General features: G+C 71.7%; 16 protein-coding genes. 5 read left to right on the forward strand and 11 right to left on the reverse strand.

The window, feature by feature from the left end; all coding sequences use genetic code 11:
* The first annotated feature begins 51 nt into the window (after window positions 1–51).
* Window positions 52–1,908 carry an AMP-binding protein gene (locus ACFZA0_RS26340; RefSeq protein ID WP_391021337.1) on the forward strand — a complete coding sequence of 619 codons (1,857 nt, stop codon included), beginning with the start codon at window positions 52–54 and terminating at the stop codon, window positions 1,906–1,908.
* A 93-nt stretch (window positions 1,909–2,001) separates the two neighbouring features.
* Here ACFZA0_RS26340 and ACFZA0_RS26345 read toward each other — a convergent pair whose 3' ends face one another.
* The 3 genes from ACFZA0_RS26345 to ACFZA0_RS26355 all read right to left on the reverse strand — a co-directional run bounded on the left by ACFZA0_RS26345 (window position 2,002) and on the right by ACFZA0_RS26355 (window position 5,724).
* Window positions 2,002–3,132, reverse strand: a complete 1,131-nt coding sequence (locus ACFZA0_RS26345; protein WP_391021339.1) for an acyl-CoA dehydrogenase family protein — start codon at window positions 3,130–3,132, stop codon at window positions 2,002–2,004.
* A gap of 130 nt (window positions 3,133–3,262) precedes the next feature.
* Window positions 3,263–4,771: an aldehyde dehydrogenase family protein gene (locus ACFZA0_RS26350; RefSeq protein ID WP_391021341.1), complete on the reverse strand. Its 1,509-nt coding sequence runs from the start codon at window positions 4,769–4,771 to the stop codon at window positions 3,263–3,265.
* Window positions 4,771–5,724, reverse strand: coding sequence for an oxygenase MpaB family protein (locus ACFZA0_RS26355; RefSeq protein ID WP_391021342.1), 954 nt, complete (start codon window positions 5,722–5,724; stop codon window positions 4,771–4,773). The genes ACFZA0_RS26350 and ACFZA0_RS26355 overlap by 1 nt, the downstream gene beginning before the upstream one ends.
* Window positions 5,725–6,031: 307 nt before the next feature.
* On the opposite strand from ACFZA0_RS26355, the gene ACFZA0_RS26360 reads away from it, so the two are divergent.
* Window positions 6,032–7,240 carry an oxygenase MpaB family protein gene (locus ACFZA0_RS26360; RefSeq protein WP_391021344.1) on the forward strand — a complete coding sequence of 403 codons (1,209 nt, stop codon included), beginning with the start codon at window positions 6,032–6,034 and terminating at the stop codon, window positions 7,238–7,240.
* 149 nt (window positions 7,241–7,389) lie between these two features.
* Here the strand turns inward: ACFZA0_RS26360 and ACFZA0_RS26365 are convergent, their stop codons facing one another.
* The gene (locus ACFZA0_RS26365; protein ID WP_391021346.1) at window positions 7,390–8,550 is read right to left on the reverse strand and encodes a TetR family transcriptional regulator; all 1,161 of its coding nucleotides are present in this window, start codon (window positions 8,548–8,550) and stop codon (window positions 7,390–7,392) included.
* Window positions 8,551–8,843: 293 nt separating this feature from the next.
* Between ACFZA0_RS26365 and ACFZA0_RS26370 the strand changes: the two genes are divergently transcribed.
* From ACFZA0_RS26370 to ACFZA0_RS26380, 3 genes are all read left to right on the forward strand, one after another.
* Window positions 8,844–9,884 (forward strand): porin PorA family protein, encoded by a 1,041-nt coding sequence (locus ACFZA0_RS26370; RefSeq protein WP_391021348.1) that lies wholly within the window; start codon window positions 8,844–8,846, stop codon window positions 9,882–9,884.
* Window positions 9,885–10,013: 129 nt separating this feature from the next.
* Entirely contained in the window at window positions 10,014–10,574 is a 561-nt protein-coding gene (locus ACFZA0_RS26375) for a GXWXG domain-containing protein (RefSeq protein ID WP_391021350.1), read from the forward strand.
* Window positions 10,571–11,662, forward strand: a complete 1,092-nt coding sequence (locus ACFZA0_RS26380) for an alcohol dehydrogenase catalytic domain-containing protein (RefSeq protein ID WP_391021352.1) — start codon at window positions 10,571–10,573, stop codon at window positions 11,660–11,662. Before ACFZA0_RS26375 ends, ACFZA0_RS26380 begins: the two co-directional genes overlap by 4 nt.
* A 25-nt stretch (window positions 11,663–11,687) precedes the next feature.
* Here the strand turns inward: ACFZA0_RS26380 and ACFZA0_RS26385 are convergent, their stop codons facing one another.
* From ACFZA0_RS26385 to ACFZA0_RS26415, 7 genes are all read right to left on the reverse strand, one after another.
* Window positions 11,688–12,281, reverse strand: a complete 594-nt coding sequence (locus tag ACFZA0_RS26385) for a DUF4291 family protein (RefSeq protein WP_391021354.1) — start codon at window positions 12,279–12,281, stop codon at window positions 11,688–11,690.
* 172 nt (window positions 12,282–12,453) lie between these two features.
* The gene (locus ACFZA0_RS26390; RefSeq protein ID WP_391021356.1) at window positions 12,454–13,314 is read right to left on the reverse strand and encodes an amidohydrolase family protein; all 861 of its coding nucleotides are present in this window, start codon (window positions 13,312–13,314) and stop codon (window positions 12,454–12,456) included.
* Between the two features lie 40 nt (window positions 13,315–13,354).
* Window positions 13,355–14,338: a 4,5-dihydroxyphthalate decarboxylase gene (locus ACFZA0_RS26395; RefSeq protein WP_391021358.1), complete on the reverse strand. Its 984-nt coding sequence runs from the start codon at window positions 14,336–14,338 to the stop codon at window positions 13,355–13,357.
* An 80-nt stretch (window positions 14,339–14,418) separates the two neighbouring features.
* Window positions 14,419–15,300: a hypothetical protein gene (locus tag ACFZA0_RS26400; protein ID WP_391021360.1), complete on the reverse strand. Its 882-nt coding sequence runs from the start codon at window positions 15,298–15,300 to the stop codon at window positions 14,419–14,421.
* Between the two features lie 50 nt (window positions 15,301–15,350).
* On the reverse strand, window positions 15,351–17,006 hold the full coding sequence (locus tag ACFZA0_RS26405) for a thiamine pyrophosphate-binding protein (RefSeq protein ID WP_391021362.1): 1,656 nt from the start codon (window positions 17,004–17,006) through the stop codon (window positions 15,351–15,353).
* Window positions 17,003–18,046 (reverse strand): amidohydrolase family protein, encoded by a 1,044-nt coding sequence (locus ACFZA0_RS26410; protein ID WP_391021364.1) that lies wholly within the window; start codon window positions 18,044–18,046, stop codon window positions 17,003–17,005. Before ACFZA0_RS26410 ends, ACFZA0_RS26405 begins: the two co-directional genes overlap by 4 nt.
* A 78-nt stretch (window positions 18,047–18,124) precedes the next feature.
* On the reverse strand, window positions 18,125–18,694 hold a 570-nt coding region (locus tag ACFZA0_RS26415; RefSeq protein ID WP_391021366.1), incomplete at its 5' end, for an aldolase/citrate lyase family protein.

Below are 18,694 nucleotides of genomic sequence, written 5' to 3' on the forward strand. Positions count from 1 at the left end.
GGGCCGCACCCGTCCGCCCCACTCCTTCTTCCCGCCCGCCAGGAGGCCGCCATGGCAACAGAACCACCACCGGTCGAGGAGCCACCAGCCACGGCCGACATCCCGTCGCCGACCACCGTGCCGCTGCTCGTGGAACGCAACGCCCGGCTCCATCCGCGTCTCCCGGCCCTGTCGTGGCGGGCCGCCGCCACGGACCGCCCCGACGGCCCCGACGGCTGGACCACCCTGACCTGGTCCGAGGTCAGGGACCACACCACCCGTCTCGCCGCCGGATACGCCGCACTCGGTGTCCAACGCGGCGACCACGTCCTGCTCATGATGACGAACCGTCCCGAACACTGGCTCTCCGACCTGGCGTTGACCCGTCTCGGCGCCGTCCCCGTCAGCGTCTACGGCACGTCCTCGCCCCCGCAGGTCCGGCACATCGCGCGCAACTGCCGTGCCCGGCTGGCCGTTGTCGACGGCGCCTCCCACGTGAGGTCCTGGGCCCCGCTGCTGGACGACCCGGAGACCCCGCTGGAACTCCTGATCGTGGCGGAGCCCCACCAGGAGGGGATCTACCTGCCCTACGCGTCCCTGCTCGCCCACCCCGCACCGGCGGGCTTCGACAAGGAGCTCGACAACGCCCGCCCGGACGACCCGCTCACCGTCGTCTACACCTCCGGAACGACCGGCGAGCCCAAGGGCGTTGTCCTGCTGCACAGCCAAGTGCTGGCCAACGCGCGCTCGTTGGACGCGGTGGTCGAGCTGCCGGAACACGTGGAGCACATCTGCTACCTGCCCTTCGCCCACATCGCCGAGCGCATGCTCGGGATCTACCTGCCCTGCCACCGCGCCTCGCACGTGTACCTGTGCGCCGATCCGGCCGCCGTCGCGGCCGCGGTGCGCGAGATACGGCCGCGGCAGTTCTTCGGTGTGCCGAGGATCTGGGAGAAGCTCGCCGCGTCGGTCCGTGCGGGTCTGACGCTGCTGCCCGAGGCGCGGCGGCGGGCCGTGGAGGAGGCGGGGCAGGTGGCCCGCGAGCACGTCGCCTGCCGCGAGCGGGGTGAAGTCCCCTCGCCCGCCGTGGAGTCGGCGTACCGTGCGGCCCGCCGGGAGGTACTGGAGCCGCTGCTGAAGCTCGGCGGGCTGGACCGGGTGACCTGGGCGGCCAGCGCGTCCGCCCCGATGCCGCCGGACGTGGTCCGCTTCTGGGCGGGCCTCGGCATCGTGGTGATGGACGCCTGGGGCCTGACCGAGACGACCGGGGTGGCGACCTCCAACAGCCCCAGGGCGGGCTTCCGGCTCGGCTCGGTGGGGCGGCCCGTCGCCTCCGTGGAGGTGCGGGCCGCCGCGGACGGGGAGTTGGAGGTGCGCGGCGCGTCCGTCTTCGCCGGTTACCTGCGGCCGGACGGGTCGGTGGACTCGCCGCTCGACGCGGAGGGCTGGCTGGCCACCGGGGACATCGGCAGGATCGACGACGAAGGCTTCGTCTGGATCACCGACCGCAAGAAGGAGATGATCATCACCTCGACGGGGAAGAACGTCTCGCCCGCCCTGGTGGAGAACACTCTCAAGGAGCATCCGCTGATCGGGCAGGCCCTCGTGCACGGCGACCGGCGTTCCTACGTGGTCGCCCTCCTCGTACTGGACGCCGAGGCCGCCCCGGCCTGGGCCGCCGCCCACGGCGTCGCCGGCGAGCACGACCCCGCCTCGCTGGCCGCGCACCCCGCGGTGCGCGAGGAGATCGAGCGGGCGGTCACCACGGCGAACGGCCGCCTGAACCGTACCGAGCAGGTGAAGAAGTACCGTCTGCTGGCAAACGAGTGGGGCCCCGCGACGGGCGAACTCACCCCGTCGCTCAAGCTGCGCCGGCGGGTCGTCCACGAGCGCTACGAGGCCGAACTCGCCGCGCTCTACGAGGACTGAGCAGCGCCGGGTGTCCCGGGGGCCGGGACACCGAGGGGCCGGTGCCCACCCGTGACGGGTGGGCACCGGCCCCTCGGTGTCGCCGCGGCGGCCTCAGAGGCCGTAGCTCTTGCCGATGATGTCCCGCTGGATCTCGCTGGTGCCGCCGTAGACGGTGGAGACGACGGCGGACCGCAGGTGGCGTTCCATGCCGTACTCGGTGGCGTAGCCGTAGCCGCCCATCATCTGCATGCACTCCAGGGCGACACGCTTGGCGGTCTCCGTGGCCTTGAGCTTGGCCATGGACGCCTCCCGCGGGAACAGCCGGGACGGCTCGGCGTCGCAGTCGGCGGCGACCTCCCGCACCAGCAGCCGGGCGCACTCGATCTCGGTGGCCAGGTCGGCGACCCGGTGCCGCAGTGCCTGGAAGGTCCCGATCGGGCGCCCGAACTGCTCCCGCTCGCGGACGAACGAGACGGCGTCGTCGAAGGCGCGGCGGGCCAGCCCCAGCATGTTCGCGGCGAGGAAGAGCCGCTCGTCGTTCAGCCCCGCCATGAGCTGCGGCCATCCGTGCCCCTCCTCCCCCACCACCGCGTCGTCGGGCAGCCTCACCCCGGTCAGGAACACGTCGTTGACCTCTCGGCCGCCCATGGTCTCGATGCCGCGGACCTCCACCCCCGGTGTGTCCATGGGCACGTGGAACATGGTGAGCCCGCGGTGCTTGTCCGGGCCGGTGCGGGCCACCAGCAGCATGCTCTCGGCGAGATGGGCGTTGGAGATCCAGGTCTTCTGTCCCTCGACCAGCCACCCGCCCCCGGGAAGCCGTTCGGCGCGGGTGCGCAGGGCGCCGACGTCGGAACCCGCGGCCGGTTCCGACATGGCGACCGCCAGCACCGTGCCGCGTGCGACGCCTTCGAGGACCGTCCGGCGCTGTTCCTCGGACCCGAACCGTTCGTAGGCGCGGGCCGTGATGACGGTGGTGATGAACCCGCCCGCCGGGACGAGCCCGTAGGTGGTCTCCTCCAGGAAGACGCAGGCGTCGCCGAGACCGCCCCCGGCGCCTCCGTACTCCTCCGGCAGGCAGACGCCGAGCCAGCCGAGGTCGGCGAGCCGCCGGTAGATCTCCGGGTCGTGCGGCGGGCGCCCGGCGCCGGCCGGGTGATCCGTGCTCGCGCACTCGCGTTTCGCGAAGTCGCGGACTGCGGCGGCGAAATCGGCCTGGGCCTCGGTCAGTCGGCTTCCCATGGGGACCTCCATCGCACTTCGTGACCCCCGCCACCGCTGTGGCAAAGGGTGCTGGCTGGGCATCGGTTGTCGCGGCACGCACGTGCCCCCGCGCTGCGGGCGCCCGGACGGGGCGGGCCCGAGCGTGGGTTCAGCGGCGGCGGTGCAGCCCCCGTACCAGGGCCGCCGCACGTGCCTTCCTGGCGGCGGGCGTGGCGAACGACGTCAGGTCCACCGGCGGCGCGAACCTGCGCACGGTGACCGACTGGGGCGCGGTGAAGGCGAGCAGGCCCGCCGCGCCGTGCACCCGGCCGAAGCCGGAGTCGCCCGACCCCCCGAACGGCAGCGCCGGCACGGCGGCGAAACCCAGTACGGAATTGACCGACACCGCGCCGGCGCGCAGCCGTGCGGCAAGCCGGGCTCCGGTACGGCGGCTGCCGCAGAAGACCGCGGCTCCGAGGGCGTAGCGGGAGGCGTTGGCCAGGTCCACTGCCTGCTGGGCGTCCGCCACCGCGTTCACCACGACCACCGGGCCGAAGGTCTCCTCGGTCATCGCGGGCGAGTCCTCGGGGACGCCGGTCAGCACCACCGGCGCCACGAACGGGTCGGCGACGGAGTCGCCTCCGCCGAGCGCCGTCACCGCGCCCGCCGCCACCGCCTCGGCGACGTGCCGCGCCACCACCTGTGTCTGGGACGGCATGGTCATCGGGCCGTAGGACGCGTCCGTCCCGGTACCCGGGCGCAGTTCACCGGCCCGCTCCACCACCCGGCGGCACAACTCGTCGTGGATCTCCCGTACCGCGTAGACGCGTTCGACGCCCGCGCAGGTCTGGCCGGCGTTGCCCATCGCGCCCCACACGATCGCGTCCGCCGCGGTGTCCAGGTCGGCGTCGGCGGTGACGATCACCGCGTCCTTGCCGCCGCACTCTGCGAGCATCGGGGTCAGGGACTCGGCGCACACCGCCATCACCTTGCGCGCGGTTCCCGGCGACCCGGTGAACGCCACCTTGTCGACGCCGGCGCGGGCGAGTGCCTCCCCGGTGGGGCCGGCTCCGGTGACCACCGTGAGCAGGCCGGTGAACTCCGGCACGGCCGCGTCGAATGCCTCGGCGAGCGCCACTCCGGTGGCGGGTGTGTACTCCGACGGCTTGAACACCACGCCGTTGCCCGCCGCCAGGGCGTACCCGATCGATCCCATGGGCGTGTACACGGGGTAGTTCCACGGCCCGATCACGCCGATCACCCCGAGCGGTCGGTGCACCACGGTGGCGGCCTGGTTGGCCGCGAGCCAGCCGGAGCCGACCCGGCGGCGGCGCAGCAGCCGTCCCGCGTGGCGTGCGGCCCAGTCCAAGTGGCCGATGGTCAGCAGGAGTTCGAGCTCGGCGTCGGTGCGGGGCTTGCCCGTCTCGGCGGCCACCGTCGAAGCGACGGAGTCCAGCCGGCCGGCGAGTTCCCGTTTCCAGGCGAGCAGACGGGAGCGCCTGCCCGCGGCCGGCAGCGCCGCCCAGCGTTCCGCGGCGCGGCGGGTCCGGCCCACGGCGTCCGCGACGTCGGCGGGCCCGTGCACGGGGTGGTCGGCGAGCACCTTCCCGGTGGCGGGGTCGAGGGAGGAGAAGGTCGCCGGTCCGGCCTCCCGTGAGGTGGCGGGGGTGTGCGTCATCACTGCTCCTGAGGTGTGTTGTCGGTGGCCGGTGCGTCGCCGGGGGTGTCGTCGGGTTCGTCGCGCACGTGCGGTGGCGGGTCCTCGTCGGGCAGGGGCCGCAGGGGCCTGTCGTGCGCCCACCGCGGGCCGAGGTCGTCGAGGGTCCAGCCGAAGGGGTAGCTGCGGGGCTTCTGGCGATGCGGCCACCGGTCGGGCCGGGCCGGCATGCGGCGCACCAACAGGGCCCGTGCCCGCAGGCCGTGGTGGGCGACGGCTCGCAGCAGCCGGGGCTGGCGGGGCAGGCCCAGTGCGGTGAGCAGTGGTTCGTCGAGCACCGCCAGGCTGAGCCGGGTCGCCAACGGGCGCAGCGGACGGGGGTACGCGGAGGCGGCGACCCGTAACGTCGCTGCCGCGACACGGCGGTTGGCCGGGGCGTAGGCGAACATCCGCCGCTCGTAGTCGTCATGGAGCCGTTCGAAGCCCGCGTAGTCGGCGGGGAGGCCGTCGATGCCCATCAGTTCGCCCATGCGCCGGCCGACCCGGGCCAGGCTCTCCACCTCGGCCGGCACCAGCGGCCGCCAGCCGTAGCGTGCGATCCACCGCCTCGGGCCGACCACGGTCGTGGCCAATACGTACAGGTAGTCCTCGTTGGCGATGCGGTAGCGGTGGTGGATCCGGTTGAGGTGGCGGACGGCCGACCGGCCGTGCTCGGAGTCCATCCCCTCCCGGACCATTTCGTATGCGATCAGCACCGTGTCGTCGTAGCGCTTGCGTCCCGCCCTCTCGAACTCCTGGGTGCGGTCGAGCAGTCGGGAGACGCGGGGCACCGCGAAGTCGCGCAGGAAGGCGACGGACACGCCCTGCAGGTAGTCCCAGGGAAACTCGTACTGGGTGAGCAGCCAGAAGATCCGCTCGTGGTCCCGTTCGGGATCGAGACGTTCGATCTGGTGGAGCCGTCGGTAACGCCCCATGGACGGTGCCTCCTTGACCCTTCGGACGGTGGATGCCGACGTGACGGGGATCTGACGGAGCGACCGGTCCGGGGCGGCGGTCCGCGGTGCCGATGCCTCCCTCTCCCCTGCAGACGGGGCGGAACGGTGCGCGGGCGGAACGGTCGGGAACTGAGCGTCGTCACCACCATTGCCGAGGGTGGCGGTGCTCGCTATGTTAATGAGAAATCACATGCTCCGACAAGAATCGGAGCGCGGCTGATTTCGCAACTCGCCAGCCAGTACGGCAGTTCACGCCGACTGATCCTTCACGGAAGCGAGTAAGTCAATGGAAAATCTCAGCAGACGACGCATGCTGACACTCGGTGCGGCACTCGGTCTCGCGGGCGCCGCCGGCACCGGCCAGGCATGGGCCTGGCCGGCGTCGAGCTCGGTGGCCGGTACCGGCGCGGGCACGGACCCGGCCTACGTCTGGGACGGCGCGGCGGACCCGCTGATGGCCTCGGTGCTCGACAACGGCCAGGCACCGGCGGTCAATTCGGCGTGGGCCTCCTGGGTGAACAACGGCGACGCACTGCCCGCCGGCCTGCCGGGCAGCGTCACCGCGTACCTCCAGACCGTCAACAAGCTGCCCTCCTGGGCCGACCAGGCCAAGCTGGACCTGGCCGCCGACTTCAACCGCCGCAAGGACACCTACCTGTTCATGCTGTACGGCCTCGGCAGCGGCATCATGAGCACCGTCATCCCGCGCGAGGCACGGAGCGTCTACTGGTCCGCGGGCGGCGCCAACATGCAGGACCGGGCGGCGAAGACGTTCACCTTCGGCTACGACCTGTCCCAACTGGGCGCCTTCAAGCCGACGGGCCAGTTCGTCGTCACCGCCAACAAGACGCGCATGGTGCACGCCGCGGTGCGACACCTGCTGCCCCAGTCGCCGCACTGGACGGCGGTCTCCGACGAGGCCGTGCCGATCAGCGCCGCCGACATCCTGGTCACCTTCCACAGCCTGGGCACCTACGTGCACCGCAAGATGCTCGACTGGCACATCCCGATGTCGGCGGCCGACCAGGACGCGTTCCTGCACTCGTGGCAGGTCGCCATCCACCTCCTCGGCGTACCGGACGAGTACATCCCGCAGACCTGGGCGGCCGCGGAGGCGCAGTCGGCCCAGGTGCTCACCCCGATCCTCACGCCCACCCCCGAGGGCATCGAACTGGCCCAGGACCTGCTCGGCCTGACCGCCCAGATCGACCTGGGGGTCACGCGCGGGTTCCTCAACGAGTTCGTGCGCTACGTCCTCAGCGACCAGGTGGGCGACTGGCTCGGGCTGAAGCGCGACTACGCGGCCGCGGCCCTCGTCCGTACCGGATGGCCGGCCTTCATCCTGTTCCGCGAGGGCCTGTCACCCGTACTGCCCGGCGCCTTCTACATGTTCGACCAGTTCCTGCGCGCCCTGGCCATGCTGTTCCTCAACAAGGGCGCGTCGACCACCACGACGCCCATCATCATTCCCACGGGAAACAGGGCGACTGCTTGAACCGCCGACCCTGCTTCGGCTGCGCGCCCCCCGGCCACCGGGCCGCGGGGCGGCACCCGGGGCAACTTCCCGCGCCACGTGCGGATTTCGGCCCCCGACCGTTCGGCCGGCTGCCGGACTCCCCCCGCGCCGCTCGTCCCCCGCGCCCCTCACAGACCCAGGGCGCTCACGACCAGAGTGGTCACGGCGTCACGGTGCGCCGGACTGTCCCGCCAGCGCAGGACACGTCCGGCCTCGACGACAACACCGAACCCCGCGTGCACCAGAAGACGGGCCTGGCGAGGGTCCAGCTCCGGCCGCACCAGCCGCAACTGCTGCTCCCAGACGGCGATGTGCTCACGCTGCGCGAGGACCAGCGGCCGGCGCAGACCGTCGGGCAGCCCGGCCAGTTCGGCCTCGGCGACACTGTTCAGCTCGGTGTGCTCGAAGCTGTACGCCACGTACGTTGCCGCCAGCGCGACGACGGCCTCGCGCGGGCCGGCCACGTCGTGCAGGCTCCGGTCCGTGCCCTGGGCCAGCAGCCCCGCGGCCTGGAGGCACGCCGCCGCCAGGATGTCGACCTTGCCGGGGTAGTGGCGGTAGAGCGCGGACGGTGCCAGTCCCACCGCCTCCGCGATCTGTCCGTTGGTGACGCTCGCGAACCCGTCCCTCGCGAACAACGGGACGGCGGCCGCGAGAATCTCGGCGCGGCGCGTACGGGGCACCGGAAGGGCCGGCAGCTCGACGTGCGGCGCGCCTCCGCGCACCGTCGGGTCGGTCTCGCACACGCGCAGCGCGGACGCCAACAGCAGCTCCTCCGCCCGGCGTTGAGCTATCGAGGTGCGGTGCATCGCGACGGACCCGATCACACCCAGAGCCGCCACGGCCCGCAGCCTGTCGTCACGGAGGAGGCGCTCGTGCTGCACGGCCGCGTCGACCCGCCCGACGACGTGCGCGAACTTCGACCGGAGACGGCGGCGGTCCTCGTGGTTGAGGTAACGGGCCTCCCAGCGGTACACACCGCCCGACGCCCGGTGCGCGACGCTGACCCCGGTGACAGCGGCGAGCACGTCCGCGAGGCCCGCCGAGGCCGGCACCTCGTCGAGCGCGACGACGAGACGGTCCACCATGACGTCGGCGCACTCGGCGAACAACGCGTACTTGTTGGGGAAATGCCGGTACAGGGCCGCGGCGCTGATCCCCACGCTCGCGGCGATCTTCTCCATGGAAGCGGTGTGATAGCCGAGTTCGCTGAAGACCCGGCCGGCGGCCCCGACGATCAACTGCCTGCGATTGCGGGGCCGAGTGGCCGCGCCCGGATCGGCTGTCACGACCGAGCAGGCGAATGTGGAGACGGGGCCATACGGGCCAGTCAATCACACGTCCCCGCAGGATTCCGGACCACCCCGAACCTCCACCGTCCTGCGAACATCCCGACGCCCGATCGGAGTTGCGCACACGCTCCCCACCCGACACGCGTGGCTCCGAACCGCGGACAGCCGGCTCCGGACCTCGCTGGGCCCCACCCGTCCGAGCCACACCGACGCCCTCGCCCCGGCTCACCCGGCCCGATCGACGAAGAGCGGAACGCGTGCCGCGCACGCGCCCGCAGGAAGGAGAGGCCATGCGCAAAGCCAGTTGGATCCTGAGCGGCACGGCCGTGGTCCTGGTGGCGGCGTCGGCCGTGACCCGGTTCACGGTCTACCCGGCCCTGCACCAGGTACCGGACGGCAGCGAGACCACGTTCCGGCTGCACGGCACGGCCACCCTGCTCAACGCGAGCGCACTGAGCGGTGGGGGTGGCGAGCTGTTCCTGCGCGACGTGCCGGTGACCATGAACCGGCACGTCGCGGTCACCGACACCGACGGACGGACCGCTGTCGTGCACGACGACGCGGCGCTGCGCGGTCCGGGCGGCAAGGAACTCGCCGTCTCCCGGTACATCTGGGCGCTCGACCGCCGCGACCTCACGGCTCGCCCCGCCCCCGCCGGCTCCAAGGCCCAGAACCACACGGGCCTGACCGTCGGCTGGCCCCTCGAACCGGCGAGACGGGACTACCCGTTCTGGGACACCGGCACCGAGAAGGCGGTGCCCGCCCACTACACCGGGGACAAGACCATCGGGGGCAGGAACACCTACGTGTACGACGTCTCGGCCACCGGGCAGCTCGCCGACCCCGCCGTCGCCAAAAGCCTGCCGAAGGCCCTGCCCCGGGCGGCCGTCGTCCAGCTCACCAACGCGCTGCCGGTCCAACAGCGGCCTTCCGCAGCGGAGTTGGCCGCACTGCCCGTGACCGTACCGCTCACCTACGACTCGGCCACCGAACAGCGCGCCTGGATCGACACCGCCACCGGGTCGACCGTGGACGGCACGCTGCACCAGACCGTGACCGCCCGGACCACGGGGGCCGACGGCCCGCTGACCCTGTTCCCCGTGACCGACGTCAACGTGCGCGCGACGGACGCCACGGTCAGGGACCAGGCCGACACCGCCGCCGACACCGCCCGGCTGCTCTGGATCCTCCGGGACGGCGTCCCACTGGGCCTCCTCGTCGTCGCCCTGCTCCTCGCCGCCCTCGCCGTCCGGCAGTCCCGCCGGCCCACCCGCACCGACCCCGCCGGCGAGGAGGTCCACCCCGACGACGTCAGGACGCCGATCTCCTGACCCGCACCCGGCCGGTCCCGCCGGACACGGAGCAGGGACCTCGCAGGACCGGCCGGCGGCACGAGGCCCACGTGCCCGCCACCTTTCCGAACCGCATCCGCGGTCTCGGCACCGCCGAAAGGACCCCGTATGGACCCGCGCGAAGCCCGCGCCCGCTTCCGTTCCCTCCGCGACGCGGAGGGCCCCGTCGAGTCCGCCGAACTCGACGCCGTCTGGGCAGAGTTGGACACAGTCCGGCCCGAGGAGATGCTCGGCCGGTGGAAAGGCGCCGAGTTCGACACCGGCCATCCCCTCAACGGCATGCTCCCGAAGGCGGGTTGGTACGGGAAGACGTTCCACTCCCTCCAGGACGCCCAGCCGCTGATCTGCCGCGACGCCACCGGCAAGTTGTACTCCAACCTCGAACTCGGCAGGGGCGAGGCCAGCTTGTGGACCGTCGAGTTCCGCGGTGAACCGACCGCCACGATGATCTACGACGGACGACCTGTGCTCGACCACTTCAAGCGGGTCGACGACACCACCTTGATGGGGATCATGAACGGCAAGGAAGTCCCGCCGGACGGCCCCTTCTACTACTTCCTCCTGGAACGCGCCCCCGAGGCCGAGCCCGAGACCGGGACGGCGCCCGGGACCACGTCCGGGACAGGGGCCGAGGCCGCCGGACCGCGGGAGCCCGGAGACCGCGCGTGACGCACGCCCGCGCCGCGGTCGTCCCGGCACCCGGCGCGCCCTTCGTCGTCCGCGACGTGCGGCTCGACGACCCCCGGCCGGGCGAGGTGCTGGTCAGGATGACCGCCACCGGGGTGTGCCACACGGACCTGGCCATGCGGGACACCTGGCCGTCGCAGCGCACTCCCATGGTCTTCGGTCACGAGGGCGCGGGGCGGGTCGAGGCCGTGGGCTCCGAGGTGACGGGCCTCGCCCCGGGGGATCACGTCTGCCTCACGTACGCCAGCTGCGGCGCCTGCCGGCAGTGCGCGGCCGACCAGCCCGCGTACTGCCGCGCGGCACGGGCCCTCAACCTCTCCGGCGGGCGCGGCGACGGCACCACCACACTCCGCCTGGACGACCGCCCCCTGCACGGCGGCTTCTTCGGACAGTCCAGCTTCGCGACCCACGCCGTCGTCCAGCAACGGGGAGTGGTCAAGGTCCCCGCCGGGCTTCCGCCCGAAGTCGTCGCACCGCTGGGCTGCGGTGCCCAGACGGGCGCGGGAACCGTACTGAACCGGCTTCGCCCCGAGCCGGGCACCTCGCTCGTCGTCCTCGGCTCCGGCGGTGTCGGACTGAGCGCGCTGATGGCGGCACTGAGCCTGGGCTGCGACCCCGTGGTGGCCGTCGACCCGGTCGCCACCCGCCGCGCCCTGGCCGTCGACCTCGGCGCCAAGGCGGCGCTGGCCCCCGACGACAAGCTGGTGGCGGCCCTGCGTGACCTCACCGACGGCGGGGCCCACCACGTCGTCGACACCACGGGACGCCCGGCGATGATCCGCCGGGCCGTCGAGGCGCTGCGCCCGCGGGGCGAACTCGCGCTCGTCGGGCTCGGCGGGGAGGTGACGTTCGACCCAATGAGTCTGCTCGCGAAGGGAGTTCGCATCCACGGGGTGACCGAGGGCGATTCCGACCCCGCCCGCTTCCTCCCCGAACTCCTCGACCTGCACCGGCACGGCCACTTCCCGGTGGAGCGGCTGGTCACCACGTTCCCCTTCGAGGACATCAACACCGCGGTGGCCGCCATGCGGGACGGCAGCGTGATCAAGCCCGTCCTCACGTTCGCGTAGAGGTCGTCTCGCCCGGTGGCCGTCCTCAACGGCGCAGATGATCCAGGAATCCGTCGGGCAGAGGGCAGGGACGTTCCTCGGGCAGCAGTCGCCGGGCACCCTCCGCGTCCCCGTCCCGCACACGAGCGTGGAGGTCGTGCGCGAGCGCGGTGACGTCGGTGATGGCGACCACCCACTCGTCCACGTAACGGTGCGCCGCTTCGCCGGTGAGCCCGAGTTGCAACGACCGGTGTGGGAGCGGCCGCACGTGCAGATCGCGCTCGGGATCCCATTGGACCCGGGCCGGCGCTCGCTTCAACTGCCGCTTCCAGGTGGCTCGGTCGGGGTGAAGTCCGTGCTCGTAGTGGGCAAGGCAGGCGTGCTCCAGCGCCCACTCGAAGCCCTCGCGGGTGATCTCGATGGCGAGGACGGTTTCCTGGCCTTCCTTGAGGCCCCAGCCGCAGCGATACATCATCCACAGGAAGGACGGCTTGATCCACGTCATCCGGTCCCGCCGCCAGAGCGCCGGGAAGCGGCCGTCTCGGGCTGCGGGCAGGCCGATCTGCGGTGCGTATGCCTGGTAGACGGTGACCGTGGAAGGGGTCTGGCGGGCGCGGATCTGATACTTGGGTACTGCCACGCCGACCAGCGTGGGGGCCGCGTCCAGCACGCGCCATCGAATTACCGGGACCCCGAGCGCTCGCCAGTGGCGGCCGGCAACGAACAGCGGAGCCGGGCCAGTTGCACCTCGCGGCCCCGCTGCCGTCGTCGGCCCAGGGCCGCCGAATCGGCGAGCGGTTACCGGCGGGCGGTCAGGCGGCGGATGCCGCGAGGGCCGGGTAGAGGCGGCGTGCGGTGCCGGCGAAGATCTGTTCGCGGTCCCGCTCCGGCAACTCGGCGAGTGTTTCTTCGGCGAGGGTGCGGAGTTGGGGCAGGGATTGTTCGGCTGCGGGGAGGTTGGATCCCCAGGCGATGCGGTCGGCGCCGAAGGCCTTGATGACCGGGGTGAGGAAGTCGGTTGCCTGGTCGCCGGCGTTGTGGAGTTGTTCGAGGTTGCGGTGGGTGAGTTTGAGGTGGAGGCCGGGGTGGACGCCAAGCGCGGCGACGTCCTGGCCCGCTGTCGCGGGGGAGGTGGTGATGTCGGGGTAGCCGATGTGGTCGAGGAGGACGGTGACGTGGGGGAAGCGTTCGAGGAGTTCGACGAGATGGTGGGTGGCGGGGCCCAGGCGCATCTGGAGGCAGACGGGGATGCGGAGTTCGCCGGCCTGTTCCCAGAAGGGGAAGGTCTCGGGTGCGGCGAACCATTCGCCCTGGGTGGGGACGGTGCTGCCGCTGGTGAAGAGGCGGACTCCGGCGAGTCGGCCTTGGCCGGTGGCGGTCTTGAGGAGGGTGGCGGCGTCGTCGCGCAGGGGGTCGACGGTGCCGACGGCGGCGAAGCGGTCGGGGTGGGCGCGGGTGGTGTCCAGGACGTAGGAGTTGTCGTAGCCGTAGTGGGTGGTGGCCTGGACGAGGACGGCCTGGCTGATGCCGGTCTGGTCCATGCGGGCGATCATGCCCTCGGCGGTGACGGGGCGGGTGGCGGCCCAGGCGGACTGCTTGCCCCCGATGGGTGCCTGGGGGTAGCGGGCGGTGTCCGCGGAGATGATGTGGCAGTGCGCGTCGACGATGTCCACGTGGTGTGCTCCCTTGTCTGAGGGGGTGGTCCGGGCCGGTTCAGGCGTCGGGGTAGTCGCCGGGGGCGAACAGTGCGGGCAGGTCGTCGGGGAAGCCGGGGTCGAGAAGGTGCTGGTCCTTGGCGAAGCGGACCATCGCGGTGAGGCTGCGCTCGTTGGCTGCGATGCCGTAAGGGACGGGGTCGGTGCCGGTCTGCTGTGCCTGGCGGGCCAGGCGGGGTGTCGCGGACCAGTCGGGGTGCGCGGCGAGGTGGCGGCGCTTGGACCGGGCGAACGCCGCGTAGAGGCGGGTGGGCAGGTCGGGGTCGTGGTCGAGGAGTTCGGAGCGGATCGCGACCAGGGAGTGCAGGGGGTAGATGCCGGTGCGCAGGCAGTGGTCGGCTGCGAGGGTGGCGGCCTCGGGGAACAGGGGGTAGGGGCTGTCGTCGGCACCCGGCTCGGCTTCGGTGGTGGCCGTCCAGCCGGCGCGGGGGGCGCCGGCGCGGCCGGTCCCGGCGTTGCCGGTCAGCGCGGCGTCGATCTCGCCCGTGCGCAGGAGATCGCCCAGCGAGCGTTGGTCGGTGACCCGTTCGACGTTGGCGGGGACACGCCCGCCGACGTGGTCGTCGTCGTCCACGACCCAGGTGATGCTGTCGGTGTCGACGCCGTACTCCTCGCGCAGCACACCACGCACCCACACCCCCGTGCTCACCGAGTACGCCCGCACACCCACCCGGCGTCCCTCCAGGTCCTTCGGGAAACGGATCCCGGAGCCCGCCGCGCACTGGACATCACCGTGGTGGAAACGCCGGTTGAGGAACACCGGGACGGCTGTGAGCGCGACGCCGGCCTGGCGGGCCATCAGGTAGGACACCGGGGCGAGTTCACAGACGTCGAACTCCAGATCACGGATCATCCGCCGGTACGCACCGATCACCGGCCTGACCTCCACCGGCTCGACCGCGTACCCCTCGACCTCGACCTCGCCCCCCAACACCGGCTGCGCGTGCGGGTAATCTCCGAGAACCACTGTGAGCTTGTCCATGTGCTCTTTCCTTCCTCGTGTGTCGACGCGCCCGGCCGTCCGCTGCGGGCTGCCGGCGTGGGGGTGTGTGCCGGGGGTGGTCAGCCGCCGAGGCGGGACGGTGTGACGTCCAGGGCGGCGCAGGTGCGGTCGACGAGTTCGTCGTAGTCGACGGCGCGGGGGACGACGTCCTGTTCCAGGGCGTAGGCGGCGGCCTTGGTGAACGCCCCGCGCAGCGCCTCGAAGCCGACCGGGTGCAGCGGGAACGGGCCGCTCCCCTCCTCCTGGTCGGCCAAGACGGTGCGCATCGCGTCGTACGCGGCGAGGATCGCGGGGGCGTGCCGTGCGGCGGCCGCCTCGGACACGCCGACGACGTGGTTGACGGGGACGAACCCCTGGTCCTTCGACCACTGTTGGGCGACCGTCTGCGCGTCGTCGATCGCGGTACGGATCCGGTCGTCGGCGGGGAGTTCGTTGCCCATGATCCCGAAGTCGACGTTGCCCGCGAGGAAGTCCGCCGGCAGCTTCGTGCCCTCCGGCGCCCGTCGCACCCAGGACGGATCGACCGCACCCTCGACGTGGTGTCCCTCGTACGTGGTCCAGTGGGCCTTGCGCAGGTCGACGCCGCACTGCTCGGTGAGGAACCCGCGCACCCACACCCCTGTGGTCTGACTCCAGGCCCGCACGCCCACACGGTGGCCCTCCACGTCGGCCACCGACAACCCGCCCATCGTCACCAGCGTCTGGTGCTGGTGACGCCCCAGCGTGGTCAGCGGCAGCAGCAGGACCGGCTTGCCGTGGGCCACCGCCTGCAACACGGTCACAATCGCCAGCTCGCACAGATCCACGTCCGACGCGTTCACGAAACCCCGCGACGCCTTGTGCACCGGCGCGACACCGACCCGCTCCACCTCCGTTCCCGACTCCCGGACCGCCACCGCAGCAGCCCCCGCGAGATCGTCCCGGCCGAGCACCAACTTCATGTCTCTCTCCTCCTCTTGGACGTTTGCCTGGACCGGTCGGTTCGGGCGGTTCATACGTCTTCGCCGTACTGGATGCGTCGGTAGGGGGTGCTGAGGACTTCGCGGGTGATGCGGACGTCGATGACGGTGGGGCGTGGGGTGTGGACGTACTCGGCGAGTGCGGTGCGGAGTTCCTGGGGGGTGCGTACGGTTGCTCCGGCGCCGCCCAATGCCTGGGCGACGGTGCCGAGTTCGGGTGTGGGGATGGTGGCGAGTTCGGGGTCGAGGCCCTTGGCGCGGGCCTTGTGGTATTCGGCGCCCAGGCCCTGGTCGTTCATGACGACGACGAGGAGGGGGACCTGGTAGCGGACGGCGGTTTCGAACTCGGGCAGGTGCATGAGGAAGCTGGCGTCGCCCTCGACGACGAAGCCGGGTTTGCTGCCGTGGGCGATGAGCTGTCCCAGTGCGATGAGGGGGGCCTGGCCGATCGCGCCGAACATGCCGTAGTTGGAGAGCACGTCGCGTGAGCGTTGGAAGAGCATGGTCCCGAAGTCGGTCTGGTGGCCGCTGCCGAGCACCAGTCCCATCTCGCCGGGCAGTTCACTGTCCAGGATCCGGATCGCCTCGCGGGGGTCGAGGAGTCCGGGTTGGCTGACGTACTCCTCGGGCTCGGCGAGCCGGGCGCTCAGGTGCCCGCGCACCGTATCGGTGTGGTAGCCCGTGAGTTTGACGTCGCGGTCCTTCAGGGTGCGGGTCAGGGCGGTGAGGGCGGTCACCGCGTCGGCTTGGAGGTAGCAGTCGGCGGTGCGGCCGTTGCCCATCACGAGGTGCGGGGCGGTGTCGATCTGGATGTACTTGGCCTCGGGGTAGAGGTAGCCGCTCTCGATGGTGTAGTGGTTCAGGCTCGCGCCGACCGCGACCACACAGTCCGCCTCCTGGAGCAGTTCCATGGAGGCCTTGTCGCCGAACAGCCCGGACAGGCCAACGTGGAAGTCGGTGCGGTCGCACAGCCAGTTCTTCGCCTGCAACGTCGTCGCCAGCAGCGCGCCCGTCTGCTCCTGCAACGCCAGGATCTCCTCACCGGCGCCGGCCCTGCGGGCACCGCGCCCCGCGATGACGACCACACGCCGGGCGTCCTGGAGCAGGGCGGCGGCGTCCTGGACGGCGGCGGGGTCGGGCAGCAGCCGCTGGGTGCGGATCAGGGCGGTGGAGGGAACGTACTCCTCGTCGTCGTCGTCCAGCTCCGCGACCTGGACGTCGAAGGGGGCGCTGATCATGACGGGGCGGGAGGTGGTGCGGGCGAGGTAGAACGCCTGGCGTACCGTCTCGTTGGCGTTCTCGGGGCGGGTGACCTGGAGGAACTCGCACTCGATCGCGGCGGCGAAGCGCCGCTGGTCCAGGTACTGGGTGGCGCCCTCGTCCCCGAGCGGGGTCTCGCCGCAGAACGCGACCAGCGGGGTCCGGGCCCGGCTCGCGCACAGCATCGACGTCGCCAGCTGCGAAACCCCCGGCCCGCTCGTCGTGGTCACCACACCCGGCTGCCCCGACCCGCGGGCCCAGCCGTCCGCCATCCCCAGACCGGACCCCTCGTGACGCACCTCGTACAGGCGCACCCCCCGGTCCGTGAGGGCCGCCATCCAGTGCATGTTCGCGTCACCCATCATCCCGAACACATCCGTGGTGCCCTCACGCACGAACGCCTCGGCCAACGCCTCATAGACCTTCACTTCTGCAACTCCTTCTTCAGGGCATTCTCGATGCGGGGGAAGACCCGCAGGGCGTTGCCGCCGTAGATCGCCCGGCGGTCCTCGTCGCTGATGGTGTCGATGGAGTCGAGGGTGTATTTGGTGTCGTCGAAGCGCCGTCCGGTTTCGGGGTCGATGCTGCGGACGGCGCCGATCATCTCGGAGGCGAAGAGCACGTTCGAGGCGGGCAGGACGTCCAGGAGGAGTTCCATGCCGCGCCGGTGGTAGACGCAGGTGTCGAAGGACACGTTCGGCAGGATCGACTCCTCCAGCGGCGGCCGGCCGCGGTCGATCATCATGCCCCGGTAGCGCCCCCAGTGATACGGGACGGCACCCCCGCCGTGCGGCAGGACCAGCCGCAGCGTCGGGAAGTCCTTGAACAGGTCCGACTCGCACAGCTGCATGAACACCGCGGTGTCGCCCGCGAGATAGTGCGCACACGTGCCCTGCAACGCCGGGTTGCGCGACATCGCCACATGCACCATCGCCGGCACGTCCAGCTCCACCAGCTTCTCGTAGAGCGGGTAGTACACCCGGTCCGTCAACGGCGGCGCCTGATAGAAACCGTCCGAGGGATCCGGGTTGAGCAGACACCCGACGAACCCCAACTCCTCGACACACCGCTCCAGTTCGGCAACCGAGTTGCGCACCGAGGCCGGAAGGGCGTCCCCGGGGGACTGCGGGAGCTGGCACGCGCCGACGAACCGGCCGGGAAACAGCGAACACACCCGGGCGATAAGATCGTTGCTCACCCGCGACCAGTCCAGACTCGTGCGCTCGTCACCGTAGTGGTGGGCCATCTTGCCCGCACCCGGGGAGAACACCGTCACGTCCGTGCCGCGCTCGGTCTGCAGCTTCAGCTGCCCGTTCGTGATCGCGTCGCGGATCTCGTCGTCGCCGATGCGCAACTCGTCCGGCGACACACGCGCCCCGGACCCCTCGAACGCGCGGATCTGCCGCTCGCGCCACTCGCCCAGCGCCGCAGGCGCCGTGGTGAAGTGACCATGGCAGTCAATGATCATGTGAAAGCTCCGTGACGTGACGTGCAGTGGAGGACACGGTCGTATGCCCGAGCCCGGACCGGGTTGGTTGTGGCCAGGTCAGGTGCGGCCGGTCAGCTCGCGCGCCCGGTCCAGCCCCGGGTAGGTCCGCACCGGTGCGGACATCAGGAACCGGTAACCGTCCTCCAGGACCTGCTTGACGTTCGCGGCGGTCACGTGCGGATGCCCGACCGCGATGCCGCGCTCGCCGCAGATGTCGAGGATGCGGCGCTTGCACTCCAGGACCCGCGGGTGCTCGTACTGGCGGGGCACACCCAGCTCCTGGCTCATGTCGCCCTCGCCGACAAGGATCAGCCCGATCCCGGGCACCCGGTCCAGGATCTCCGGCAGGTTCCGGATACCGAGCTGGTCCTCGATCATCAGCCCCACCAGAATCTCCCCGTCCGCAGCCAGCGGCCACACATCCGCCCGGGCGTAGTACTCGATGTTCGACAAGCCCCAGTACCGCGTCGCCGCGTGCGGACCGTCCCCCCGCAACCCCGCCGGCTCGAACAGCCCCGCCTCCGGGAGCCTGGGATAACGGCACGCGGCGACCGCGTTGCGGGCCTCCTCCACGGTCGAGATGTGCGGCCACACGATCCCGAACGCCCCCAGGTCCAACGCCTGCTT

The organism is Streptomyces sp. NPDC008150 (genome assembly GCF_042956945.1).
GTDB lineage: Bacteria > Actinomycetota > Actinomycetes > Streptomycetales > Streptomycetaceae > Streptomyces.